Source organism: Miniimonas sp. S16 (assembly GCF_057748195.1).
Map to the genome: position 1 here is coordinate 2,261,597 of NZ_CM173242.1, position 25,403 is coordinate 2,286,999.

Sequence of the window (25,403 nt, forward strand, 5' to 3'; positions counted from 1 at the left end):
GCTGCGCCGACTACGGCCCGTGGCGTCGAGAACGGTCCGCCGGGGGCCGTTCTCGACGCCACGGGCCGTTCTGGGCGAACTCACCCACCGGCGCAGCCGCGCCGAGGCGAGTCATGCCAAGGGCGAGTGCCCCGCGGTGACGCGCTCGCCGTCGCGCACGGGTCCTGGCGGGGTGCCGTCACCGAACGGGCGACCGCCGAGCTGCTCGCGGTGGTGCGGAGTGAGCCAGCCGGCGAGGTTCGGCCCCTTGGGCACGATGCCGGTGGGGTTCACGTCGTGGTGCACCACGTAGTAGTGCTGCTTGATCTGCTCGAAGTCGATGGTGTCGCCGAAGCCGGGGGTCTGGAACAGGTCGCGCGCGTAGGCCCAGAGCGCCGGGAGCTCGGTGAGCTTCTGCCGGTTGCACTTGAAGTGGCCGTGGTAGACCGGGTCGAACCGCGCGAGCGTGGTGAAGAGGCGCACGTCGGCCTCGGTGATCGTGTCGCCCACGAGGTAGCGCCGGCTGGTGAGCCGCTCCTCGAGCCAGTCGAGTGCGATCCAGAGCCGGTCGTAAGCCTCGTCGTAGGAGGCCTGGGAGCCGGCGAACCCGCACCGGTAGACCCCGTTGTTGACCTCGGTGTAGATCCGCCGCATCACCTGGTCCATCTCGTCGCGGTGCGCCTCGGGCAGGAGGTCGGGCGCGCCGTCGCGGTGGTAGTCGGTCCACTCGGTGGAGAAGTCCAGGGTGATCTGAGCGAAGTCGTTGGTCACGACGGCGCCCGAGCTCACCTCCACGATGGCCGGCACGGTGATCCCGAGCGGATACCCGGGATCCCGGCGCAGATACGCGTCCCGGAGGAAGTGGATGCCGAGGACGGGGTCCACGCCGCCCGGGTCGAGGTCGAAGGTCCAGGATCGGTCGTCGTGGGTCGGGCCGGGCAGGCCCACCGACAAGGCGTCCTCGAGTCCGAGGAGCCGGCGCACGATGAGTGTGCGGTTCGCCCACGGGCACGCGCGCGCGGCGATCAGCCGGTAGCGGCCCGGCTCGACCGGATACCCGTCCTCGCCGTCGCGGGTGATGCGGGTGGTGATGTAGCGCGCGTCGCGGGTGTAGCCCGCGCCCGCCGTGGTGTAGCTCGTCCGGTGCTCGCCGTCGTTGCTGCCGTCGCTGCTCATGGGTCCATCATGACCCGGCGGGCGCGCGGCGCGCTCGTGCGCGGATCGGGCGGTGGCACGCACGACGGCGAGGAGCAGGTAGGATCGACGTCGTCGTCAGGCCGGACGCCTCACAGCCCCGGAACGGCGGCAGCGCGGGTGTAGTTCAATGGTAGAACTTCAGCTTCCCAAGCTGATAGCGCGGGTTCGATTCCCGTCACCCGCTCCCATGAGCCGGTCGGCGTCGACCAGCCACCTTCTTTCTCCGAATCCCCTGCGGCTCCCGGTCATCGCCCGCGGCACTCGGCCCGCGTCGGTCGTGCCGCCTCAGCGGCCGAGCTCCGCGCTCGGCGCGGGAGCACCCACCCGCCCGCGGACGAGGAGCAACGCGATCAGCGCGACGGCGATGAAGACGATGTTGAACGGTCCGGCGAGCGCCACCAACGGACTCGGGTCGGTGGTCGCCACGTCGACCCCGCCGGAGCCGAGGAATGTGGTGGGGTCGGTCAGGCCGTGAATGAGGATCGGCCAGACCAGGCTTCGGGTCACCCGGAGCACGAGGTACATCATCATCCCGAAGCCGAAGGCGAACACCACGGTCAGGGCGACCGTGAGCGGCGCCTGGCCGAGGAAGACGTTCGACGAGTGCAGCAGCGCGAACAGTGCCGAGGAGATCAGGGCCACCGCCCGCTCGCGGTAGCCCGCGCTGCGCAGGACGCGCACCGCGATGCCGCGGGTGAGCAGCTCCTCGGTGAACCCGATCAGCAGGCCGGAGGCGAAGGTGAGCGCGATGACCGATGGGTCGAACGCGGCGTAGTTGATGCCGACCAGGCGCAGCGCGATCGGGACGACCGTGAGCACCACGGCAACCCACATCCAGCGTGGCCCGCCGATCGGCTGGCGACCCAGCAGCTGCTCGAGCCAGCCCAGGCACGCGGTGAAGGCGAGGAGAACCAACGCTCCGAAGAGGATAGGCACGAGGAGCACGACGAACACGCTCGACGGGTCGCCGAGCAGGTCCTCGCTGACCCGATCACCCCAGGGCGGTCCCACCACGAGCGCGGAGAACCCGTCGTACAGGACGAGGTACCCCACCGCAGCGATCAGGGCCTCCCACCAAGTGCCTCATTTTCAGAAGCGCCGCCACGGGTCGCCGGGTCGGCTGAGGTGGGAGACGGGGGCGTCGGTCATGCGTCGACCATGGCAGCAGGGATTGGCCCGGGCGCGCCGGTGGGTACCAGTCCGCTGATGGTCTCAGTCGTCGGCAGGGGCGTACGCGAATCGGGTGAGCGTCACCGGGGCGCCGCCGGGCGCGGCGCGCACGCCGATCATCCGGCCCGTGAACCCGCCGGCCACCTCGGTCGACAGCAGTCGACCGTCGATCCGCGCGATCTCGACGTCGACGCCGTCGCCCGTGCGCAGCCCGAGCACGACCTGGTCCGGCCCGCCCTGGGCGTAGGGCGAGTCCGAGAACGGGATAGCCGCGCACCAGAGGTCGAGCTCGCCGTCGCGCGCCTCGCTGACGCCCGCCTCGCCGTCGACGGGTGAGCCGTCGCCGGCCGCGCCGTCATCCACCGCAACGTCCGCGAGCACGTGCCGCAGCCCGGCCACGCCGACCTCCGCCACGGCGCGCCCGCCGGCGACGCGGAGCTCGACCCAGTGATCGGTGTCGAGATACGTCCCGTGCACGGCATCCGTCCCCGCGAAGCGCGCGCTCGCGCGCCACCCGGCATCCCGCGCCCGCACGCACAGCGCCGGTCGAACCCCGCCGTCGCCGCCGCCCTGGCCGTCGCCCGGAACGCCGTCTCCCGACGCACCCATGATCGCGGGCGCCACCACCACGCCACCCACGCCGCCCGCCGCAGCCGACACCAGATCCCAGTGAGTCCGACCCGGCGACACCCACCGCAGGTCGAGCTCACCCGAGAAGGTGTCCACGAACGCGGTGTCGACCCGCGGCACCGCGAACCACCCCTCGTCGACCACCGGCCAGCCGTCCACCCAGTCGATCCCCACGACGAACGTCTCGCGCCCGTTCACGTGGAACTGCGGGGTCCGCCCCCGCGGCCGCACGCCGGCACGCCCATGCCACCGATTCGTCGCGTCGGACGCCCCGGCCTGATCGGCCTGGCGGCCCGCACCGCCGTCGTCGCCGGAACCGCGAGTGCCGTGACCGGAGCCTCCGCTCGCAAGCAGCAGCAGCGCGCGCAGTCCCAGTACGAGCAGGAGCAGTACCGCGCCGCGCAGCAGCAGGCGCAGATCGACGCCGCGGCCCAGGCTGCGGCCGCGCAGTACGCACAGTCCGCGCCCGTGGCTCCCGCCCCCGTCCCGCCCGCTGCTCCGGCGGCCGGCGTCGACGTGGTCGCCGAGCTGCAGAAGCTCGGTCAGCTCAAGGAGGCCGGGCTCCTTGACGACGCCGAGTTCGCCGCCGCCAAGGCCAAGCTGCTCGCGTAGCGCGCCACTGCCTGGCACGACGGGGCGGTCGCCCGAACGACGACCGCCCCGTCGCGCTGCCGCGGGCCGCGACACGTGGGCCGCACGCCACTCTCGATGCCGCGCGATTTACCCAAGGCGCCGCTCGCCGTCGTGGGTGGCGCGCCGGCGGCGCACGCCGCGCGAACGGCGAGCTCCCCACCGAAGGCGCCGCTCGCCGTCGTGCGCGATGCGCCACCGCGAAGCGCCCCTCCGACGGCGCCGCTCGCCGTCGTGCTTCCAGCCTCCTCCGGGCCGCGGAGCATATGTCCGTTTGTGTTGACAAACTGTCGGCCGGATGCCAGCCTTACGGACACGGCCGCTCGCAGGGGCGGAGGCACGACGACGGGGTCGCTCGTGGTCGAGGACCCACGAAGGAGACACGATGAAGCGCTCTCTGACAGTGTCGCGCAAGCGACTCGGAGCGGCAGTTGCGGGCGCTCTCGCGCTCACGCTGGTGGCCGCATGCGGATCGGGCGGATCCGACGACGGCTCGGGCGGCGATGCCACGGGCGGCGGTGGCGCCAGCGGTCAGACGATCCAGTTCTTCCTGTCCGGCGACGCCAACCAGGGTGGCGGGTTCGCCCACATGGCGGAGAAGTACAAGGAGGAGACCGGCGTCACGGTCGAGATCGTCGACATCGCGAACGCCGACCTCCCCACCAAGCTGAAGAACGCCGCCCAGGCCAACGACCTCCCGGCGCTCGCCCGCGTCGGCGGCGTGGACCCGGTGTGGAAGGACCAGACGGTCGACCTCGCGGATGCGGTGGACGGCAAGAACGTCATGATGGACCTGTCCGCCGTCGACCCCGACGGCAAGGTGCTCTCGGTCCCGACCGACGTCACCGCCGTGGGCATGTTCATCAACAAGACGCTGTTCGACCAGGCCGGCGTGGCCTACCCCACGTCCGAGGACGACATCTGGACGTGGGACGAGTTCGTCGCTGCCGTCAACGAGGTCAAGGAGAAGACCGGGGCCACCTACGGGATGGCGATGGACCGCTCCAGCCACCGCCTCAAGGCGTTCGTCTACGAGTTCGGCTCCGAGTGGTGGCAGCCGAACGACGACGGCGACTGGGCGACCAACGACGAGACGAAGACGGCCCTGGAGTACTTCAAGAGCCTCAACGACGACTCGTTCATGCCCCGCTCCGTGTGGCTGGCCGACGGCGACGGCAACGCGCTGTTCAAGTCCGGCGACCTCGTCGCGTACATGTCGGGCTCGTGGCAGATCGCGGACTTCTCCGCGAACATCACGGACTTCGAGTGGGCGTCGGTGTACCTGCCCAAGCAGCCGGTCCGCGCCACGAACTACGGCAACGCGGCGAACATCGTCGTGTTCGACGGCGACCAGTCCCAGGTCGCGCTCGACTTCGTGAGCTGGCTCTACGAGCCGGAGAACTACACCGAGCTCGCCGAGACCTCCGGGTTCCTCCCGGCCGTGACCGGCCTGGACATCACCTACGCCGAGCACGCCGAGGCGTTCGACCTCTACAACCAGGAGATCGCGGCCTCCCCGGACGTGGTGGGCCTCATCAAGGCCAACGACCTCAAGTTCGAGGTTGCCGGCCTGGCCACCGACGGTGACCCCGTTCGCGACGAGACCGTGAAGTACCTCAACGACGAGCAGGACATCGACACCACGATCGACAACATCAACAGCCAGCTCTCCGAGCAGCTCGGCGCCCTGCCGTGATCGACGCTCGCCCGCTCGGTGCCCTCGGCACCGGGCGGGCGAGCCTCTGCCCGGTCACCCACCCACCCCCGGAGGTCCCATGAGCGCCCCGTCATCGTCGACGTCGCCGACCACCGCCGCGGCCGCCACCGCACCCGGTACGTCCGGCTCGCCGCGCAAGCCGCGCCGCAACCGGGCGATGACGATTGCGCCGGCCGTGTTCATCGCCGTCGCCGTCGTGCTCTTCCTGCTCTTCTTCGTCTGGCCCGGCGCGCTCGCGGTGATCTACTCGTTCACCAACTACCGCGGGGTCGGCAACTCGCTCACGTTCATCGGGCTCGAGAACTATCAGAAGCTCTTCGCGGACGAGACCTTCTACTCCTCGCTCAGCCGGACGTTCCTGTACGCGCTGCTGTCCGTTCCCGCGCACTACGTGGTGAGCCTCGCGATCGCCGTGCTGCTCGCGTCCTCGCTCGCGAAGGGCAAGACGTCGGCACGGATCATCTTCTTCCTGCCGTGGCTCATCTCCCCGATCGTCGCCGGTGTCATCTGGCGCTGGCTGTTCGGGGAGAACTTCGGCCTGGTCAACTACCTCCTGCGGCAGCTCGGCGGTGAGGGCATCCACTGGGAGACCGACGCGACGGCGGCGCTCATCCTCATCGTCATCGTCGGCACGTGGGGCTCGACCGCGTTCAACATGCTCCTGTTCATCGCCGCGATCCGGAACGTGCCGCGCTCCTACCTCGAGGCCGCGCAGCTCGACGGCGCGAACTCGTGGCAGCGGTTCCGGCGGATCACACTGCCGCTGCTCGCCCCGACCTCCTTCATGGTCATCCTGCTCACCACGATCGGGAGCATGAAGGAGTTCGCCATGATCCAGGCCCTCAACGGCGGTGGTCCGGGCACGCAGAACATGTTCATCGTCCAGTACATCTACCGCACGGGCTTCGAGCGGGCGAACATCGGCTACGCCAGCGCGGCGTCGATGGTGCTCATGGTGATCCTCGTGATCATCGCGCTCATCCAGATGCGGTTCGACCGGAAGCGGGACCTCGCGTGAAGTCCGTGCGCTGGATGCCCAGCACTGTCATCCTCTGGGTCGTCGCCCTGCTCTACGTCATCCCGGTGGCATGGTTCTTCCTCAGCTCGTTCAAGCCGGGCTCGGAGCTGTTCAGCCTCCCGCTGCGGCTCTTCCCGGAGAACTGGACCGTCAGCGGGTACGAGACCGCGTGGAACCGGTTCGACTTCGCGCGGTACTTCCGCAACACGGCGATCGTCGCCGTCGTCACCACGATCCTCACGGTCATCGTGAGCGCGATGACGGGGTACGCCTTCGCGAAGTACAAGGCGTGGTGGCTCAGGGTGTTCTTCATCTGCATCCTCGCGACGACGATGCTGCCGACCGAGGTCATCATGCCGTCCTCGTTCGTGGTGGTCCGCGACCTCGGCCTCTACAACACCCTCGCCGGCATCATCGTCCCGTCGATCATCACGGCGACCGGCATCTTCATGTTCCGGCAGTACTTCTCCACGGTGCCGGACGAGCTCATGGAGGCCGCCCGCATCGACGGCGTGGGGGAGTTCCGGCTCTTCTGGAGCATCATGCTGCCGCTCGCCCGCCCCATCGCCGTGGTCCTCGCGATCTTCTCGTTCCAGTGGCGTTGGAACGACTACATCTGGCCGTTGATCATCCTCACCGACCCGAAGCAGTACACGCTCCAGGTGGCCCTGCGCTCGATCGTCGGCGCGGACAACGTGGACTGGTCCGTGCTGCTCTCCGCGTCGATCATCTCGCTCGTCCCGATGGTCATCCTGTTCGCCGTCTTCCAGCGGCAGATCGTGAGCGCGGACATCAACTCCGGGCTCAAGGACTGACGCCGTGCCGACTGCCCACCACGGAGTGCTCGACGGCGCGCATCGCCTCGGTCTGCCGGCCGCGGCCCGCGCGGTGCTCGCCCGCTACCTCGAGGCCGACGGCCCGGTCGGCGGCGGAGGCGGGCTCACCGGTCACCGGGGCGTGATGGCGGCGGTCAAGGCCGCGGTGGTCGCGACGCTCGTGCCCGACGGCGAGGCTGCCTACGCCGCCACGCGCGCCGACGGCGGAGGTGCTTCGGCCGCCCCGCGCGCCGACGGCGACCCCGTCGCCACCGTCGAGGCGGCGTCGCGGTGGCTCACGCGCCTGGAGGAGCTCCAGGCGCCGTCGGGCCTGTTCTCCTCGGGCGACAACCTCGCGTCGCCGCCCGACTCGGCCTTCACCCTGACCGACGTCGGCCTCACGCTCGCGGTGCTGCGCGCCGTCGGGCGCTGGCCGGACGACCTGCCCGAGCGGCTCGAGGGCGTCCTGCGCCGCGCCCTCCCGGCCGTCACGACCGGCGGCGTGCACACCCCCAACCACCGGTGGGAGATCTCCGGCGCGCTCGCGCGCGCGGGCGAGCTGCTCGGCGGCTCCGAGGGCGCGGCGGCGCTCGGGCGCGCCCAGGAGTGGTTGACCGAGGGCGTGGACGCCGACGCCGACGGCCTCTACTCCGAGCGCAGCCCGAACTACGCCGCGCACGTGTCGAACCCGTCGCTGCTCACGCTCGCCCGCACGCTCGATCGGGCCGACCTGCGCGAGGTGGTGCACACCAACCTGCACACGCTGCTCGACCTCGCCACGCCCGACGGACGCACCGAGACGGTGCACTCCCGGCGGCAGGACCAGAAGTCAGGACCGTTCCCGCTCGGCCCGTTCCTCGGCCACTTCGCCGTCTTCGCCGAGGCGTGCGAGCGCTGCCGTGCCGCGGCCGCCTGGGTGCGCGACCTCCCGGGCGTCGACCCGGTGGACGTGCTCGCGCACGCCCTCGTGGACGCGGACGTCGCCGCGGGGCTCGCCCTTGCCGCCGACGCCGCGCCGCGCTCCGGCGCCACTCCGACCGACCTCGCCCGCCGCGCCCTCGGTGAGGGCCGGCGCTGGTGGGCCGGCCCCCGCCTGCTGCGCGAGTGGTCGGCCGAGGGCTGGACGCTGGCCTACGGCGGCTCGGACGTCCCGGCGACAGGCCGCGTCGCGTCGGGCCTCGCGTGCAACCCCACGTTCCTGCGCGTCGCCCGGGGCGACCTCGAGGTCTCGGTGCGACTCGCGCGCGACTTCTTCGGCCTCGGCCCGTTCCGCGCGCAGGCCGCCCACCCGAACGAGCACGGCCTCGCCCTGGAGGAGTCGCTCGCGGCGGGCTACTACCAGCCACTGCCGCCCGCCCTGCGCCGCGCAGACGCCGACTACCGGCTGGAGTTCGAGGGCCGGTTCGCGGCCGCGATGGCGTTCTCGGACCGTGCTGTGGACCTGCTGCACCTCACCACCCGGGTGAGCGTCGCCGTCGTGCCCGCGTCCGAGACCGACCTCGGCGGAGTCGACCTAGTGATCGACACCGAGGGTCCGGCCACCCCGCACGCGCTGGAGCTCGCTCTCTCGAGCGACGTACGCATCGACAGCGCGGCCCCGGCCGGGCCGGACGCGTTCCGCCTGAGCGGATCGGACGTCACGGTGTCGACGGGCGCGACCGTGCTGACGGTGCACGCCTCGCCCGACGGCGATGACGCGCTTCCCGCGGTCTACAGCCCGGGCGAGGCCTACGAGTTCCTCGGCGGCACGGACGCGGTGGGCGGGACCCGGCTGTACGTCACGTGGAGCTCCCCGGGCACCCAGCGCGTGGCGCTCCGGTTCGCCCACCCGTGAGTCTCGTCGACGTCCGCCCGCACCCGCGCCAGGTCGCGTGGCAGGCGCGCGAAACGTACGCGTTCCTGCACGTCGGGATGAACACGATGACCGACGCCGAGTGGGGCACCGGCGCGGAGGACCCGGCGTGGTTCGACCCCGACGACCTGGACGCCGACGCGTGGATCGACGCGCTCGCGGACGCCGAGATGACCGGCGTCATCCTCACCGCGAAGCACCACGACGGCTTCTGCCTGTGGCCCACTCCCACCACCTCGCACTCGGTCGCCGCCTCGCCCTGGCGCGAGGGCCGGGGCGACCTCGTGCGGGAGGTCGCCGACGCGGCCTGACGGCGTGGCCTCGCCTTCGGGGTGTACCTGTCCCCCTGGGACCGCCATCACCCGACCTACGGCCAGGGCGCCGCGTACGACGACGTGTACCTCGCGCAGCTCACGGAGCTCCTGACGGGGTACGGCCCGATCTTCGCCGTGTGGCTCGACGGCGCGAACGGCGGGACGCCGCAGACGTACGACTGGGACCGTTACTACGCGCGCGTGCGCGAGCTGCAGCCGGACGCCGTGATCAGCGTCTGCGGGCCGGACGTGCGCTGGTGCGGGAACGAGGCGGGCCACACCCGGCCGCAGGAGTGGAGCGTGGTGTCCGCCGCGCTGCGCGACGCCGAACGCACCGCGAGCCGCTCGCAGACCGCCGACGACGGCACGTTCGCGCGTCTCGTGCGCTCGGACGAGGAGGATCTCGGCTCGCGCGCCGCGCTCGAGGGCGTCACCGACCTAGTCTGGTACCCGGCGGAGGTCAACACCTCGATCCGGCCAGGGTGGTTCCACCACCCGGCCGAGGACGCGCTCGTCCGCTCGGGCGCGGAGCTGTTCGAGCTGTACCTCGCCGCCGTCGGGGGCAACGCGACGCTGCTGCTCAACGTGCCGCCGGACCGGCACGGCCGTCTCGCGGCTCCGGACGTCGAGGCGCTCGCCGACCTCGGTCGCCGGATCCGCGCGCTGCGCGCGTCGGTGCTCACCGCGTCCGTCACGGCGTCGTCGAGCGCTCACACCCCTGCCCGACGGCGTACCCGCCGTCGCGAGTGCATCCCACCACACGCGCGAGCGCTGGTCACCGGGCGTCGCCGGCACCGAGCCCTGGTGGGCGGCCGACCCCGCCGATCCCGAGCCGACCCTGCGCCTGGTGCTCGAGGCACCCGCGCGCGTGCATGCCGTCGTGCTCAAGGAGGCGATCGCGCACGGTCAGCGCGTCGAGGACGTGGTGGTGCTCGGGCGCACCGCGGGGGAGTGGCGCGAGCTCGCGCGGACGACGTGCGTGGGCTACCAGCGGATCCTGCCCGTCTCGGGGGAGGTCGACGCGGTCGAGGTGCGGTTCACCAGCAACCGGGCCGCGCCCGTGCTCGCGGGCGCGGCGGTGCTGGGCACGCTCACTCGGTGACGATCACGTCCGGGTGCCAGCCCTGCGGCAGCGGGTCGGGCCGGGTCACGACGACGTCGCGCAGCTCGAGTCCCTCCACTCCCGTTGCATACAACCCCGGCATCCCGCCGGGCACGCGCGAGACGCCGTAGATCCCGTCCTCACTGACCTGGTAGGCGTTGTCGCGTCCCATCCCCTCGGGCGCGTCGGGGTTCACCGGGGGTCGCAGGTCGAGCTCGCCCTGGAGCCCGTCCCACGGCCCACCTGCGACGGTCTGCCGCAGTCGCACGTCGCTGAGGGTCACGTCGCGCACCGCGCCCCGGCGCCACGCGTGCAGGTGCACCGGTCCCGCGCACTCGCCCCGCACGCCCGCGATGCGCACGTCGTGGATGACACCCGGCTCGCGGCCGGGGACGCGCGGGAGGGCCGAGAGGTGGATCGGCTCGGCGCGGCCCCAGTAGGCGGGAGTGCCGATGGTGGTGCGCAGCACGACGTCGGACACCACCACGTCGTGGATCCCACCGCCGTCCCGGGAGACGATGCCGATCGCTCGGTTGGTCGGGCCGATCACGAGCCCGGTGGCCACGACGTCGCGCACGGGCAGGTGGGTCTCGGTGCCGATCTTGAGAGCGCACGAGCGGGACTCGAGGGTGCATCCGGAGATCACGACGCGCTCGGTGGGCGCCGCGTAGGCGCGCTTGCGGGTCGTCTTGAGGCACACCGCGTCGTCGGCGCCCGTGATGGAGCAGCCGATGACCCGCACATCGCTCGAACCGTCGATGTCGATGCCGTCGGTGTTGGGCAGCGTCATGGAGGCGTCGAGCACGAGGTCGGTCAGCGCCGCGCGCCGGCAGCCGGCGAGATGCACGGTCCACATGGGGGCGTCGACGATGGTGAGGCCGGCCACCCTCACGTCGGTGCAGTCCTCGAGCAGGATCATCCGGGGGCGCCGGTCCGCCGGAGCGCGGTAGCCGTTCTCGTCGACCTCGCCCACGGCGTAGGCATAACCCGACCCCTCGATCCGCCCGGGTCCGGTGATCGTCACGCGGGTCGCCTCGCGCGCGTAGAGGAGGGCGTGCCAGGACTCCTCGGCCGGCGTCACGGCCTCGTGCGTACGGAAGTCGTCGTAGCTCGGGCTCGCCACGACGACCGCGCCGGCCTCGATCCGGAGGTGGATGTCGCTCGCCAGGACGAGGCCGCCCAGCAGGTACCGCCCGGGCGACACCGTCACGGTGCCGCCGCCGGCCGCCGCGACGGCGTCCACGGCGCTCTGGAAGGCCGCCGTCTCGAGGGTCATGCCGTCGCCCACCGCGCCGTGGTCGCGCACATCGGTCCGCCCGCTCGGAGTCTGGGTCGCCACGGCGCGCTCCTCGTTCGAATGTCCGGACATGTCACGACTCTAGCGCTCGCGCGCCTTCAGCCGTTGGCTTTCCCTCGTCGCCACTCGTGTCGCTCACCTTTGCTCGCCCAACCGCGTCGCCCACCCGCGTCGCCCACCCGCGTCGCGCGCCCCAGTCGGGGCTCTGAGTCGTTTGGCCGGCCCGCGCGCCGTTCAGGCGAGCTCGCACAGGCGACGCACGCGCGCGGTCACCGGACGACTCGTCCGGCCCGTTGCCGCTGGGTCACCAGAGCGTGGAGCCCTTCCCGGCCGGAGGCTCGCTCGTGGGCAGACCTGCACCCCCGTCATCGGTGGGCAGGGCTCCGCCAGGAGCTGCGCCACCTCGTGCGTCACCTCCGCTGGACCCGCCGCCACCGCCGCGTCCGTCGCCGGGTCCGGCGGTGGGCAGAGTTCTCCCCTCGCCGGTGGGTCGGCGTTTGGGGACGAGGACCTCGTCGTCCAGGCGGGTGCTGACGCCGATGCGCTGTCCGTCGGCGGTGGCGAAGGTGAACCCGCCCCGGACCGGGGTGATGCGGGTGTGGTCGCGGTGGAGGCGGTGGTGATGCTCACGACACAGCGTCACCGCGTTCACCAGGCTGGTGTCGCCGCCCTGGTTCCACTCGATCACGTGGTGCACCTCGCACCACGCCGCCCGCAAGACGCAGCCGGGCCACTGGCAGTGCCTGTCCCGCACCAGGACCGCGCGCCGCAGGTCCCGGGTGTAGGTCCGCTCCGTCTGCCCCACATCCAACGGCACACCCTCAGGGTCGAGGACGACGCGCTGCCACATCGCGTCACACGCCACCGCATCCAATGCCGCGAACGGAACCAGCGTCCCGTCCAGCAGCTCCGCCAACACCGGCTCACGTTCGAGCCCCGACCGGGCGTAGGCCTCCGACAACCGCGACCCCGCCCCCGACCCCGACCCTGTCGAGCCAGTCGTCGCGCCAGGACCGCCGGAGCGGCCGAAGGCGTCCGACCGTGATGCCGCTGCGGCAGCCCCGCCGTCTGCTGCGCAGGTGTAGGTGCGGCGCAGGTGGTGCAGGAGGAGCCAGGTGTCCTGGCGGACCAGGATGCTCAGGTGGGGTCGGACCTGGGCGCCGGCCTTGTCGACCCCGACCCCCAGGGCACGGTCGGCGAGCAGGACGAGCGCGTCAGCGCGACGCTGATCCGGGTTGCGCTCATCCCCGTCCGCCGGCACCGGGGTGACCGCGTCCAGGGCGGTGCGCAGCGTCGCCGCCGACAACACATCCAACGCGCCCTCGACCCGCACGACCTCACCCCGCGCGGTCAGGCGGAGGAACCGCGCCTTGCGGGCAGCCTCGTAGGACGCGTCGGTCTTCTCCGCCTCCAGGGCGGCGGCCTGACCCTGCAGCTCCCGCCGCAGCACCGGCACCGCCACACTCTTGGCCCGAGCCACGATCTCCACCTCACGCCCCGCAAGGCGCTCCCGCGTCGAAGGATCGACACCGGCCAGGACGGTCGCGACGACCTGGATGTGACCCTCGGTCACCTCACCCCGCTGTGCGGCGTCCCGCAACCGGGGCAGCAGCTCCAGAACCTCCCCGGCCTGCTCCTCACCCCGAGCCACCCCCACGCCCTGACGAGAGGCCTCCGCCCGCCACCGCGTGAAGTCCCCCACCCGACGACCCGCCGGCGTCCGCCGCCACGACCCCGACTCCCGCACCACCCCCGCCACCTCAGCCCGCGCCACCCCCAGGACCGTGGCGACCTCATCCAGCACCCCGAGAACCTCCACCGCCGCCGCACCCACACCCGGATCAGCCGCCGCAGCCGAACGCGCCGCACCCGCCGCGGCGACGACCTCACCCACCACCACCCGCAACCGCGACACACACTCAGACAACCCCGACGCACCCGGCGCACCCGACGCGGCACCGGACGCCGACGACCTGGGCAACGGCAGCGCAGACGACGGCGACACCGGCGGTGTCGCTGTGACGAGCGAGGGCCGCTGGGCGCGGGACGACTCGGGCGCGAGGGACGGGGCCGGCACGGCGGTGGGCCGCCCACCGTCGGGCGCCACAGCCATCGACATCGACATCGACGCCCGCGCCGACGCCCGAGCGGGCGAACGGCGCGGCCCACGACCAGCACCAACCGGCTCTGCCGCCACCCCGCTCACCCCCTCGTCAGCCGACCCCACGCTAATCGAACGCGTGTACCTAGAGTAAATCCGAGCACCGACAAACGCACCACCCAACACGCGCCTGTGGACACTGCGACACCCCACCCCACCTGGGGACAACCGAGGACCGTGGGACAGGCGACCGACGACGAGCGAGGGCCTCGTTGGATCACGACAAGAAGGCGCCACGTGACGCCGTCGGAGGGATGACCGATGCCCGAGCAACCCTCCTCACGGACAACCCGTGACCACGAGCGCACCATCAGTCCGCGCGCTGACCGAGATCCGCCCGCAGAGGTCGGTGCGCGCGACCATCCCGATCTGCGAGAGCCGAGCGACGACGTCGTCCGCGGGATGCCCGTAGTCGTTCCCTGCGCCGACGCTCACGAGTGACACCCTTCCGGCGATCGCCGAGGCCCAGATGGTGCAAGCCGTCGCGCACTGAACCGCCTCGCGACGCACCGGTGCTGCCCACGAAGGTTCGCCGTCGTCCGCCGCCGCGCCACCCGAGAGCCAGCCGGTGCGACCCGTCGCAGACTGAACCGCCTCGCGACGCACCAGGGGCCACCCACGCAGGTGCGCCGTCGTGCGCCGCCGTTCTCCCGAGAACCAGACCGTGCCATCCGTCGCGGTCCGGACCTCCGCGCGAGGCGAGCTGGCCGCGGACTCAGGCTCCGCCTGCGCCGCCGTGCTGCCGAGGGCCAGACCGTGCCATCCGTCGCGGTCCGGACCTCCGCGCGAGGCGAGCTGGCCGCAGGACTCAGGCCCCGCCGTCGCGCGCCCCACCGCTCACGACGCGGCCCCCGCTCACGACGCGGCCCCCCGCACCCCCACCCACCGACACATCCGCGAACCGCGCACGCCGGACCACGATCCGGTGCGCGCCGGCCGGAAGCACGGCGTCGGGGCCGATCGCCCGCCGGTCGACCGCGCCGCCGCGACCGGACACGACCTCCACCCGTGACCCCTCGACCACCGCCAGATCGAGCCGCGCCCGCGCGTTGAACGGCACCTCGACGTCGAGCAGCAGGTCGTCGCCGTCGACCCACCACGCGACCGAAGCACGCCCGAACGACGTGAGCACCGACGCACTCGCCCGCCCCAGCGCCCGCGCCGGCCGCGGCGCGACCACGAGCGTCCGGTAGCCGGGGTCGGCGGGGTCGGGGGCGAGGCCCGCGACGTGCCGATACACCCAGTCGATCACCGCGCCGTAGGCGTAGTGGTTGAAGGAGAGCATGACGTCGCCCTGCGCCATCCGGCCGTCGTGGATCGAGCCGTCCGGGCGGATCGCGTCCCAGCGCTCCCACACCGTCGTCGCGCCCTGGCGCACCTGGTAGAGCCACGACGGCGGCTCGTCACGCAGGAGCATGCGGTACGCCTCGGCGTCGTGCCCCGTCCGCGTGAGGGCGGGCAGCACGTGCGGCGTGCCGAGGAAGCCGGTCGCGATCCGCCCGTCGCTCGCCCGGACGAGCGCGCCGAGCCGGTCGCCCACGACGGCGTGCTCCGCCTCGGGCGCGACGCCCAGCTCGATCGCCAGCGCGCACCCGGTCTGCGTGCCCAGGGCGTGATCGCGCCACCGAGCCCACGTCCGCGCGGCGACCTCCTCCGCCAGCGCCTCGGCGGCCACGGCCAGCGCGACGTCGCCCACCACGCGCTCGACGCGCCCCAGCAGCCGTGCGCTCCAGACCAGGAACGCGTGCGCGACGAACGCCGAGGACGTCGTCGCGAGGTGCGGTTCGTCGGGCGGCGCCGCGGGGTCGAGCCAGTCGCCGTACTGGAACTCCTCGGGCAGGAAGCCGGTGCCGGTCGAGGCGAGCCGGTCGGCGAGATACCCCACCCAGGCCCGGCCGGTCGTGAGCTGCTCGCGCAGGGCCTGCTCGTCGCCCGTCGACTCGTACACCGCCCACGGCACCACGAGCGTCGCATCCGCCCAGCCCGCGCGGCCCTGCATGTACGTCTCGGGCGCGGCGCCGCCGAGGAGGAGGTGGTTCGGCACGACCGTCGTCACCGCGCCGTCGGGGCGCTGGTCCGCGGCGAGGTCACGCAGCCAGGAGCGCCAGAACGCCGTCGAGTCGAACAGCGTGCTCGCCGTGGCCGCGAACGCCCGCGCGTCACCGGTCCAGCCCAGCCGCTCGTCGCGCTGCGGGCAGTCGGTCGGCAGCGAGGTGAAGTTGTCGCGCTGCGACCAGCGGACGTTCTCGTGGAAGCGGTCCAGATCGGCGCGGCCGGTCGCGAGCTCGGAGCGCGGCGTCAGCGCCGAGCTGATCGCGACGCCCACCGCCGCGAGCACCTCGCCGCCGACCACGTCCGCGTGCTGGAACCCGTGGTAGGTGAGCCGCGGCTCGAGGACGTGCTCGCCGTCGTGGTCGAGCGTGTACGCGTCGACGGCGCGCGCGGTCCGCAGGGGCTCGAGGCGCAGCGCACCCGCGTCGTCGACGATCTCCGCGTGGCGCACCTCGATCCGCTCGCCCGCGCGGCCGCGCACGCGCAGCCGGAGCCAGCCCGTGATGTTCTGCGGGAGGTCGACGCGCGTCACCGCCGCCCCCGACCCAGTGCCCGACGGCGAACCCACCGACACCACGCCCGGCACCTCCGCCACGGTTCGCACCGGCGACGCGATCCGCGGCTCGAAGCGCGACATCGGCACGTCGAGCACGCGCGCCGGCGCCCACCCCGAGTCGTCGAAGCCCGCGCGGTTCCAGCCGTCGGGCTCGTCCCGCAGGTCCACCTCGTACCCGTCGTAGAGGCTGTGGCACTGCACGCCGCCGAGCCCGACCCGCCAGGAGGAGTCCGTCCCGACGACCTCGCGTGCGCCGTCGGCGTGCTCCAGCACGAGCTCGGCGACGAGCCCGAGGTCCGCGCCGTACAGCCCGGACCCCGTCCAGCCGAGCCGCCCGCGGTACCAGCCGTCCCCGACGACGACGGCGAGCACGTTCGTCCCGCGCTCGAGCTGCGCGGTCACGTCGTGGGTCGCGACGAGGATCCGGTGCTCGTAGGAGGTCCAGCCCGGGCTGAGGTGCTCCGCGCCGACGCGCTCGCCGTTGAGCAGCACGTCGTGGACGCCGAGCGAGCTGATGCGCAGCCGCGCCCGGACCGGCCGTCGGTCGACGTGCACCTCGCGCCGCAGGTACAGCGCCGGCCCGCCGATCGGCACGCCGTCGTGGGAGCCGATCACCCGCCCCGCGGTGAAGCCTCCCGCGTACGCCTCGACGCGCAGCGGTGCGCTCCACGCCGTCCACCCGTGCGCCGTCGCGATCCGCACGCGAAACGACCGCGCGCGGCCCGGCGGGATCGCGCCGCCGGGAGGCACGACGGCGAGCGACCGGTCGTCGAGCACGGGCTCGCCGTCGTGCCACTCGCCTTCGCCGAGGTCACCGTCTGGGCATGGCTCACCGCGGTCGTTTGGGGCTGGCTCACCGTCGTCCCGCCACCTCACCTGGTACGCGACCTGCGCCGTCGCCGTCGTCGACTCCGCGGCCCACGACAGCCGCACGTCGTCGCCGGGCACGCCGACGAGGTCGGCCGGGTACTGCGAGTGCAGCGCGACGACGCGCGTGCCCTCGTCGCGGCGCTGGACGTCGGGCAGGCCGCGGGAACCGGGCGGGGTCACGCCGTGTCTCTCGTTCCAGCGCCCCCGGCCCGCACGAACCGCGGGATCGTCGCCAGTGTGCACGGCACGTGCACGACGGCGGGCCCCACCACCGTGGCCCCGTCCGGATCGGTCCAGCGCCCCTCGGGCAGAACCACCGTCCGCACCGTCGCTCCCCGCTCGAGCACGGGCGCGACGACGACGTCGGGCCCGAGGAAGAACTGGTCGTGCACGTCCGTCAGCTCCGGGGCGTGATAGGCCATCGGGCGGATGACCGGCTCCCCGGTGTGCGCGGCCGATGTCACGAGCGAGACGATCACCGGCATCATCTCGGCCCGCACGCGCAGTGCCTCGTCGACCGCGGACCGGTGCTCGCCGTCGAGCACGCGCGCTGGCGCGATGGAGAACTGCATCATCGGCGACAGCGCCGCGACCTGGGCGTAGCGCACGAAGAACTCCTGGTCGACGCCCGCCTGCCCCGAGACGGCGCCGATCTCGCCGCCGCCGATCATGTCCGGGCAGACGAACGGGTGCCCGATCATGCCCTGCGCGAGCATCTCGGGCACGAGCGAGCCGATCCCGTCCGGACCCCAGCTCGGCGGCTTGTCGTGGAGGCGCTGACCGAGCGGCTGTCCGCCCATCCGCCAGCACGCGCGGTACTCGTTGAGCGGAAAGCGCAGCCCGACGGCGGCCCACGCCTCGCACATCTGCGCGGGAACGAGCCCGCCGGTCGTGCGGTCGTCGGTCCGGAAGTCGCCCACGTCTCCGCCGTCGAGCTTGAACCCGTCGATGCCGACGTCGTGCACGAGGCGGTCGAGCCGCTCCGTGAGCCACGCGACGGCCGCGGGGTTCGAGATGTCCAGCAGCGCGCTGAAGCCGTTCCACCAGCGCCGCACCACGGTCTCGCCGTCGCGGTCGCGCAGGAGCAGCCCGTCGGACTCCAGCCGACGGAAGACCGCCGAGTCGGGGCTCACCCACGGCACGAGCCAGAGCATGACGCGGAAGCCCTGGTCGTGGAGCGTGCGCACCATGCCCACCGGGTCGGGGAAGCGCCCGAGATCGAACTCCCACGTGCCGTAGTCCGGCGACCAGCAGTCGTCGATGATGAGCACGCCGGGCTGCATCCCGGAGTCCAGGACGCCTCGCGCATACGCCAGCACCGACTCCTGCGTGGGCGTGTAGGGCTGCTCGATCCACGTGTTGACCTGCGGTGCGGTGAACAGCTCGAGCGCCGGGTGCACACCCGACGGCGCGAAGAAGCGCCGCGACGCCGCCAGGAACGCCTCGCGCAGCGTCTCGCCCGCCCGGAAAGCCGTCAGGTCCGATCCGATCACGACCAGGTGCGTGCCCGTGACCTCGAACGCGAACGGTCGTTCCGACCACACGACGCGCCCGCGGGTCGACACGAGCAGCGGCGCGGCCTGGTTCTTCGCCGGGGCGTTCCACGGCTCGCCCGCTGCGTCACCGTCGCTCACCCGTTCGTCCGACGTCGCGCCGAGGTCGCGGCGGAAGGGCGAGGCGCCGAACGGCATCGCCCGGCCGTCCTCCACGGCGCCGCCCCACCACCGCTCACCCGGCTCGAGCTCCAGCTCGAGCCGGGTCGCGGACGAGGACGCCGCGCGGTCGGGGTCGGGGGAGGTCTCGAGCGGGGGCGCGGCGTGCGCGTCGGTGGTCACAGGGGCTTCCGTTCTCTCGTGCGCGACGGCGAAGGCTGGGTCGTGCACGACGGCGAGCGACGCCGTCGTGCGCGGGAGACGCTACGGCGAACTCCCGCGATTGTCGATACGTATCCGCAGCGAGAATGCCGGCCTTCGCGGTGCATCGGTGCACGGACCGCTGGGCCTCGATGTTCACAGCACAAGGGCGAGCGATTCGTAGCAACGCGCCGTGACCGCTCCCTGTCACTAGAGTGCCGCAATGGAGCAGGCCCGCGGACGCGCCCAGAAGCCCGTTCCCACCAGCAAGGACGTCGCGGCGCTCGCGGGTGTCTCGCAGAGCACGGTGTCGTACGTGATGACGGGCAGGCGCGCCATCTCGGCACAGACGCGCCGCAAGGTCGAGGACGCGATGGCGCTGCTGGGCTACCACCCGAACGCGGGTGCTCGCGCGCTGCGCGGCGCCCGGACGAACGTCATCGCGCTCGCGGTGCGCCTGGGTCACGACGCCGAGGTCGCCGAGTCCGTCCCGTACATCGACGCCGTGGTCGAGGAGGCGCGGGCGCGCGACTACGACGTCGTGCTCAGCACCACCGACGACGGCCCGAGCGGGCTCGAGCGGCTGGCCGGACGACGCGTGGCGGACGCGTTCGTGCTGATGGACGTGCACACCGAGGACCCCCGGCTCGCGACGGCGGCGTCGCTCGGGCTGCCGGTCGTGCTGGTCGGTCGGCCCGCGGACCGGCACGGACTCGACGCGGTCGACTTCGACACGCGCGCCGCGGCCGCGCTGCTCGTCGGCGAGCTGGCCGACACGGGGCACCGGCACGTCGTCGCGGTCGGGGAGACGCCGGACGTCGACGCCGAGACGATGCGGTTCCTCAGCGACTTCCACGAGGGCGCGCGCGCCGAGGCCGCCCGGCGCGGCCTGGGCTTCGACCTCGTGTCGCGCGAGCGCGCGGGGTGGGCCGGCGTCGAGGCGGCGGCCGATCGGATCCTCGCCGACCGCGGTGACCGCCTCGGGCTCCTCGCGCGGACGGGCCAGGTGACCGAGTGGCTCGTGCAGCTCGCGCACACCCGCGGGCTGCGCGTCGGCGAGGACGTGTCGCTGGTCAGCCTGTGCACCGACGTCACCGCAGCGGCGCTCGAGCCCGCCGTCACGCACGTGTCGCCGCAGCCGCGCGAGCTGTCGCGGCTCGCGATGCGGGTGCTGTTCGAGCGGATCGACGGGGAGCCCGACGTCGAGCGGCCGGCCCGGTTGGAGCTCCTCGCGCCGGCGGGGGTCGAGCGGCGCGCGAGCGTCGTCACGTACGACTGACCACCGGCGCTCGGACCGGAACAGCGTCGGATCGAGCGAGTCGGTCCGCGGGTCTACGATGAGCCCGTCGTCTGGGGGGACGGCGCGTCTCACGGAGCTGGGGGGCTCTCATGACCGCAACACCGAGCTGGTATCAGGACTCGACCGAGCCGCCGCTGCGGCGCCGGTGGGACGGCACCCACCTGGCGGAACGCGCGCGGCGTTCTGCTGCGCGGGTCGACCGCACCACGAGCAGCACGATGGCCGGCGAAGCCCCGAGCCGCGAGACGTCGGACGCCGACCGGCTCGTGGCACCCGGCCGTTCGAGCGAGGGCTCCGAACCGGAGGTGCGTCACCGCAGGCGCTGCTGAGGAATGGATTGCGCAGCCCGCCCTGGTGCGGGTGGGGCCGGCCGGGACGTGTCGGTCCCTGGTGCGAACGTGTGGACGTGACGGAACACATGGCCGGAACCCAGCCATTCGCCGTCGGCGAGGGAACGCCGGCTGTCCGTGAGGCAATGCGCATGGTCACGGCCGCCGACGCCACCTTCGTCCTCGCCCACGGACACCACCCGGTGGAGGAGTTTGCTCGGGCGGTGGCATCAGAGTTTGGTCTTGGCTGCGAATGGCCGCAGCAGATCTTTCGCACCTTCGCCGCGATGAGCACATCACTCGATCGCCGTGGGCTCCTGGACGTCGGCCTCGACGTGCGGGCTGCTCCCAGTTCCCATTTCCCGGTCACGCTCTTTGCGAGTACCCGGCGGTGCGATACCTCGCCGAGGGCCCAGGAGCCGTTGTGCGAGACTCCCGAAGTTCCATGGAGCACGCGAGCGAGCCCGGCGCATCTCGGCCATCTGACGCACGCCTGGATCGAGACGCACTTCCTGGCCCGCCTGCGAGATGAGGGAGCGCGACGAGGCGGATCGCTCCTCGAGTCGGATCTCCGGCTCGTGCCGTCGTGGCAGACGCCTTACGTCCGTGCCGACGGCGAGCCTCACATTCCGGCGATGGTTGCAGGCACCGTGTCTTGGCTCGTGAACGAGTCGATGCTCCATCAGTGGTGCGGGACGTCCCTCGCTGTCGAGCGTTGGCACCCCGCCAGCAAACACTTTCGTGTCGACAGATCGGTCTCCCGAGACGTCTCGCTGCGCATCTCGATCGATCTGTGGTTCGATTCGATCGCCGCCATCGACGTTGTTGACGACTCCGCCCACCCCGGACTTTGGCTGCACTGACAGCAGTTCCAGCACTGCGGCCCAGTACCAGTGCTCTTCCACGGATCCGAGAGGTGCTTCATGAAGGACGTCGGCCAACTCGTCAGCGAACTTGGCGAGCGCTTTCCCGTACCTCCCACCGATCATCAGGTGCGTGGTCAGGGGTTCGACTACATCGGTCGGCAGTGGACGTCTGATCAGCGTTGGCCCTCTCACCTTCCGCGCCCTGCGTTTCTCGATCTCGAGCGCGGACACGTGACGCGTGCTGATGTCTTCCAGAGGGCGCGCACGATCCGTTCTGAGGAGGATGCGATCGAGCTGTACGTCATGATGGCCGCCTGGGGTGCCGGAACAAAGGCGCGACCGACTGCCCGCGCCCGACGGCCGCTGCACGAGCCCGGCGCTCCCGAGCGACTGATGCAGTCCGTCGAGCACCTCCGTTCGGCCAAGGACGCGGTGGAGGGGTACCGCCGACTTCTGCCCGGGAATCAGGACCGCATCAAGTATTTCGGACCTGCGTTCTTCACGAAGTGGCTCTACTTCGCGGGGGCTGACCTGGATCGTCAGCCTTTGATCCTGGACGCTCTGGTGGCGACCGCGATCGGATCTCGGCTCCGCACCGGGTGGAGCCCGAAGGAGTACGACCAGTACCTGCAGCTGGCCGGCGAGATTCGCGATCAGTGGGTGCCGAACGAGCCGACCCACGTCGTGGAGTATGCGTTGTTCCATCTCGGTCGTTCCGTGCGCGCCTCGGCGTAACGCCTGCGGCTCTCGGATCGCGACGATGGTCGGCCGCGCCGATCGGCCCGGTGTTCCGCCTTGGCCACCGAGGCGGCGGGCCGAACGTCCCACGTGCGGCCGCGTCCCCGCGGATAGTGTCGATCGGTCCGTCGCAGGGGACGGGCATCGAACTCGAGCACGGGGGCTCCCATGACCGCAGCACCGAACTGGTACCCAGATCCGACCGACGCACGCATCCAGCGGTGGTGGGACGGCACGCAGTGGACCGAGCACACCCGGGCCGCCACGGCCGCGCAGTCCGGCGCCGCCGCCGAGTCCGCGGCCGCGCAGACCGCGGTTGCCCAGACGGCCGCGATCCGAGGCGCCGACTCCGGCGCTGCGCAACCGGCGTGGGGCGCGCTCCCGCCCGAGGTCACCGAGGACCAGGGCGGGCAGGCCGCCGAACCGAGGCGACGCCGTCGTGCGTGGGTGCTGCCGATCGCGACCGGGGTGACGTGTCTGCTCGTCGGGATGGGCTTCGGCGCCGCGGCTGCGGGCGCCGACCCCGACCCCACGCAGAGCACCGAGTACCAGGCCGTCGCCGCGACGCTCGCCTCGACCGAGGCCGAGCGGGACGGGCTCGAGGAGGACCTCGACGAGGCCAACGACGAGCTCACCACCGCCGAGGACCGGATCACGGAGCTCGAGGCGGCCGCGACGACCGCCGGCGACCTCGCCGCCCGCGAGACCCAGGTCGCCGAGCGCGAGGCCGCGGTGCAGACGCGCGAGACCGACGTGCAGACCCGCGAGGACGCCGTCGCGGCGCAGGAGGCAGCCGCCGCAGCGGCCGCCGCCGCTCCGGCTGCCGCGGCACCGGCCGCCGCCGCCCCCGCCGCTGAGGCCCCCGCCGCGGCGCCCGCGAGCAGCACCAACCCGCGGTTCGGCACCTGCAAGGAGGCGAAGGCCAACGGCTACGGCTCCTACGTCAAGGGCGTGGACCCCGAGTACGACTGGTACCGCGACGCCGACGGCGACGGAAGGGTCTGCGAGTAGCCATGACCGACATCACGCGCACCGCCACGCCGTTCAGCTACTCCGCCGCCGTCGCGGCGGGCGACCTCGTGTTCCTCGGCCTGCACCGCGGCTTCGGCGACGACCTCGTGGCGCAGCTCGACGGTGCGATCGAGGGCGTCACCGCAACGCTCAGCGGCTACGGCGTGCCCCTGACCTCGCTCGTCAAGGTCAACGTCTGGCTGCGGGACATCGCCGACCTGCCCGCGATGGAGCACCGGTTCGAGCGCTACTTCCCGGGCGGTGAGTACCCCGCGCGGATGACCGCGACCACGCAGTTCTTCGACGCCGACTGCCTCGTCATGGTCGAGGGGATCGCCTACCGGGGTCCGCAGGGCTGACCCCGGGGCCGGGCCGACACGGCGCGGCGCCCGCTACCCGCTACATCAACGCGTCGAACCGGGCCCGCAACGCGTCGGCCAGGTGGTCGAGCCCGCGTGCGTCGAGGCGTGGCGCGTCGTCCCACGACTCCGGGTCGTGCCACGGCATCGTCGCGGGCGTGCCCGGATGCCGCACGAACACGTGCTGATGGACGTGCGCGACGCCCAGCCCCACGATCGCGGTGAAGACGTGCTCGCTGGCGAACCGGTCGGCGAGGATGCGGGCCGCGGTCCAGCTCGCGCGGGCGACCGCGGCCGCCTGTCGGGCGTCGAGGTCCTGCCAGCGCGCGACGTGGTCGCGGGTCTCCACGAACAGGTAGCCGGCGACGACCGAGCCGGTCTCGCGCGAGAGCGGTCGGTGGCTCACCACGACCTGCTCGTCCGCCCACAGCACCGGCCCCACGAGCGCGCCGACCCCGCGGTGCTTCTCGCAGAGGGGGCACGGTCCCGACGGCGTCGCCATCGCACGACCGTAGCCGCGGCCGGTCTCGTGCCGGTCCGCGCCGCGGCGCCCCGAGACCTCGCACACGTGCCCGACGGCGAAGCCCACCCTCCGTACGGAGGGTGGGCTTCGCCGTCGGGCACTCGCGAGGGTGGGTGTCAGGCGAGGGACTCGAGGTAGGCCTTCGAGGTCCGGACGTCGACCTTGGGACCCTCGCCCGCGGGGGCGCCGTCGAGGATGGTGTCCTGCTCGAGGACGTACCAGCCGTCGAAGCCGGCCGCGCCGAGCGCCGAGACGATCCGCGGGAGGTCGACGTCGCCCTCGCCGAGCGGCACGTAGATGCCCTCGCGGACGGCCTCGGTGTAGGTGAGCTCGCCCGCGCGGACCTTCGCGGCGAGGTCGGCGCGGACGTCCTTGGCGTGCACGTGGTTCACGCGCGCGGCCCAGTCGTCGACGAGGGCCGCGGGGTCGGTGCCGCCGATGAGGAGGTGGCCGGTGTCGAGCGTGAGCGCGATCGAGGAGCCCTCGAGGACGCGGAGCACGTCGTCGCGCGTCTCGACCATCGTGCCGACGTGCGGGTGCAGCGATGCGCGGATGCCGCGTGAGGCGGCGAGCGCCGTGAGGCGGTCGAGGTTGCGGAAGACGGTGGCCCACTGCGCGTCGTCGAGCTCGGGGCGCTCGTCGTAGCCGTCGAGCCCCGACGCCGCCGCGAGGACCAGTACGTCGCCGCCGGCGGCCTCGAACGAGTCGAGCTCGGCGTCGACGGCGGGCAGGGGGTCGTGCTCGGGGTCGTGCAGCAGGACGGGGACGAACGCGCCGACGGCGGCGAGGCCGTAGGGCTTCAGGGCTGCGGCGCGGTCGGCGGGAGCCTCGGGCAGCCAGCCCTGCGGGCCGAACTCGGTGGCGGTAAGGCCGAGCTCGGTCATCTCCGCGAGAACCTGGTCGGGCTCGAGCTGGTAGCCCCAGCCCGGGACCTCGCACACGCCCCAGCTGATCGGGGCACCGGCAATCTTCATGGTCTCTCTCTCGTTGTCGTTCGGTGGTGGACCTGCATGTGAGGGGTGGAACTAGTGCCGTCGGACCTGCGTACCGCCACCCCGTTCGCG

At 72.6% G+C, this 25,403-nt stretch carries 21 protein-coding genes, 1 tRNA gene and 1 pseudogene; 13 read left to right on the forward strand and 10 right to left on the reverse strand.

Going from position 1 to position 25,403, the window contains the following annotated elements:
- Positions 1–111: 111 nt before the first annotated feature.
- Positions 112–1,155, reverse strand: a complete 1,044-nt coding sequence (locus AC3AQ1_RS09905; protein ID WP_108718846.1) for a glutathione S-transferase family protein — start codon at positions 1,153–1,155, stop codon at positions 112–114.
- Between the two features lie 134 nt (positions 1,156–1,289).
- Here AC3AQ1_RS09905 and AC3AQ1_RS09910 point away from each other — a divergent pair.
- Positions 1,290–1,360 (forward strand) — tRNA-Gly (locus AC3AQ1_RS09910).
- A 101-nt stretch (positions 1,361–1,461) separates the two neighbouring features.
- Here AC3AQ1_RS09910 and AC3AQ1_RS09915 read toward each other — a convergent pair.
- Positions 1,462–2,229, reverse strand: coding sequence for a CPBP family intramembrane glutamic endopeptidase (locus tag AC3AQ1_RS09915; protein ID WP_234417452.1), 768 nt, complete (start codon positions 2,227–2,229; stop codon positions 1,462–1,464).
- A gap of 159 nt (positions 2,230–2,388) precedes the next feature.
- Positions 2,389–3,174, reverse strand: a complete 786-nt coding sequence (locus AC3AQ1_RS09920) for a hypothetical protein (RefSeq protein WP_199916452.1) — start codon at positions 3,172–3,174, stop codon at positions 2,389–2,391.
- A gap of 45 nt (positions 3,175–3,219) precedes the next feature.
- Between AC3AQ1_RS09920 and AC3AQ1_RS09925 the strand changes: the two genes are divergently transcribed.
- The 7 genes and pseudogenes from AC3AQ1_RS09925 to AC3AQ1_RS09955 all read left to right on the forward strand — a co-directional run bounded on the left by AC3AQ1_RS09925 (position 3,220) and on the right by AC3AQ1_RS09955 (position 10,424).
- Positions 3,220–3,588, forward strand: coding sequence for an SHOCT domain-containing protein (locus AC3AQ1_RS09925; protein ID WP_108720127.1), 369 nt, complete (start codon positions 3,220–3,222; stop codon positions 3,586–3,588).
- Between the two features lie 403 nt (positions 3,589–3,991).
- Positions 3,992–5,302, forward strand: a complete 1,311-nt coding sequence (locus tag AC3AQ1_RS09930; RefSeq protein ID WP_159096488.1) for an ABC transporter substrate-binding protein — start codon at positions 3,992–3,994, stop codon at positions 5,300–5,302.
- Between the two features lie 79 nt (positions 5,303–5,381).
- Positions 5,382–6,341, forward strand: coding sequence for a carbohydrate ABC transporter permease (locus AC3AQ1_RS09935; RefSeq protein WP_234417453.1), 960 nt, complete (start codon positions 5,382–5,384; stop codon positions 6,339–6,341).
- A 14-nt stretch (positions 6,342–6,355) separates the two neighbouring features.
- A complete protein-coding gene (locus AC3AQ1_RS09940) occupies positions 6,356–7,156 on the forward strand; it encodes a carbohydrate ABC transporter permease (RefSeq protein WP_108720128.1) in 801 nt (266 codons plus the stop codon).
- 4 nt (positions 7,157–7,160) lie between these two features.
- A complete protein-coding gene (locus AC3AQ1_RS09945) occupies positions 7,161–8,990 on the forward strand; it encodes a hypothetical protein (protein ID WP_159096489.1) in 1,830 nt (609 codons plus the stop codon).
- 188 nt (positions 8,991–9,178) lie between these two features.
- A pseudogene (locus AC3AQ1_RS09950) lies at positions 9,179–9,913 on the forward strand (alpha-L-fucosidase); the annotation flags it as partial.
- A gap of 256 nt (positions 9,914–10,169) precedes the next feature.
- A complete protein-coding gene (locus AC3AQ1_RS09955; RefSeq protein ID WP_199916633.1) occupies positions 10,170–10,424 on the forward strand; it encodes a hypothetical protein in 255 nt (84 codons plus the stop codon).
- On the opposite strand, the gene AC3AQ1_RS09960 is transcribed toward AC3AQ1_RS09955, so the two are convergent.
- The 5 genes from AC3AQ1_RS09960 to AC3AQ1_RS09980 all read right to left on the reverse strand — a co-directional run bounded on the left by AC3AQ1_RS09960 (position 10,414) and on the right by AC3AQ1_RS09980 (position 19,195).
- Positions 10,414–11,793 (reverse strand): glycoside hydrolase family 28 protein, encoded by a 1,380-nt coding sequence (locus AC3AQ1_RS09960; protein WP_108718850.1) that lies wholly within the window; start codon positions 11,791–11,793, stop codon positions 10,414–10,416. The genes AC3AQ1_RS09955 and AC3AQ1_RS09960 overlap by 11 nt on opposite strands.
- 232 nt (positions 11,794–12,025) lie before the next feature.
- Positions 12,026–13,525 (reverse strand): HNH endonuclease signature motif containing protein, encoded by a 1,500-nt coding sequence (locus AC3AQ1_RS09965; protein WP_159096490.1) that lies wholly within the window; start codon positions 13,523–13,525, stop codon positions 12,026–12,028.
- 636 nt (positions 13,526–14,161) lie between these two features.
- Entirely contained in the window at positions 14,162–14,317 is a 156-nt protein-coding gene (locus AC3AQ1_RS09970; RefSeq protein ID WP_159096491.1) for a hypothetical protein, read from the reverse strand.
- A 373-nt stretch (positions 14,318–14,690) separates the two neighbouring features.
- Positions 14,691–17,540, reverse strand: a complete 2,850-nt coding sequence (locus AC3AQ1_RS09975) for a family 78 glycoside hydrolase catalytic domain (protein WP_159096492.1) — start codon at positions 17,538–17,540, stop codon at positions 14,691–14,693.
- A complete protein-coding gene (locus tag AC3AQ1_RS09980) occupies positions 17,537–19,195 on the reverse strand; it encodes a glycoside hydrolase family 31 protein (RefSeq protein WP_199916454.1) in 1,659 nt (552 codons plus the stop codon). The genes AC3AQ1_RS09975 and AC3AQ1_RS09980 overlap by 4 nt, the downstream gene beginning before the upstream one ends.
- Before the next feature lie 241 nt (positions 19,196–19,436).
- Here AC3AQ1_RS09980 and AC3AQ1_RS09985 point away from each other — a divergent pair, with 241 nt between their 5' ends.
- The 5 genes from AC3AQ1_RS09985 (at position 19,437) to AC3AQ1_RS10005 (ending at position 23,816) form a co-directional block, all read left to right on the forward strand.
- Entirely contained in the window at positions 19,437–20,492 is a 1,056-nt protein-coding gene (locus AC3AQ1_RS09985; RefSeq protein WP_108718854.1) for a LacI family DNA-binding transcriptional regulator, read from the forward strand.
- Positions 20,493–20,919: 427 nt separating this feature from the next.
- Positions 20,920–21,705 carry a hypothetical protein gene (locus AC3AQ1_RS09990; RefSeq protein WP_159096493.1) on the forward strand — a complete coding sequence of 262 codons (786 nt, stop codon included), beginning with the start codon at positions 20,920–20,922 and terminating at the stop codon, positions 21,703–21,705.
- 60 nt (positions 21,706–21,765) lie between these two features.
- The gene (locus AC3AQ1_RS09995; RefSeq protein WP_159096494.1) at positions 21,766–22,443 is read left to right on the forward strand and encodes an 8-oxoguanine DNA glycosylase OGG fold protein; all 678 of its coding nucleotides are present in this window, start codon (positions 21,766–21,768) and stop codon (positions 22,441–22,443) included.
- A gap of 171 nt (positions 22,444–22,614) precedes the next feature.
- Positions 22,615–23,457 carry a DUF2510 domain-containing protein gene (locus AC3AQ1_RS10000; protein WP_108718858.1) on the forward strand — a complete coding sequence of 281 codons (843 nt, stop codon included), beginning with the start codon at positions 22,615–22,617 and terminating at the stop codon, positions 23,455–23,457.
- Positions 23,458–23,459: 2 nt separating this feature from the next.
- Complete coding sequence (locus AC3AQ1_RS10005) at positions 23,460–23,816, forward strand: RidA family protein (RefSeq protein WP_108718859.1); 357 nt, start codon at positions 23,460–23,462, stop codon at positions 23,814–23,816.
- A 40-nt stretch (positions 23,817–23,856) separates the two neighbouring features.
- Here the strand turns inward: AC3AQ1_RS10005 and AC3AQ1_RS10010 are convergent, their stop codons facing one another.
- Complete coding sequence (locus AC3AQ1_RS10010) at positions 23,857–24,318, reverse strand: HIT family protein (RefSeq protein ID WP_199916455.1); 462 nt, start codon at positions 24,316–24,318, stop codon at positions 23,857–23,859.
- Positions 24,319–24,455: 137 nt separating this feature from the next.
- Positions 24,456–25,313, reverse strand: a complete 858-nt coding sequence (locus AC3AQ1_RS10015) for a TIM barrel protein (protein ID WP_108718860.1) — start codon at positions 25,311–25,313, stop codon at positions 24,456–24,458.
- Positions 25,314–25,403 lie beyond the last annotated feature (90 nt).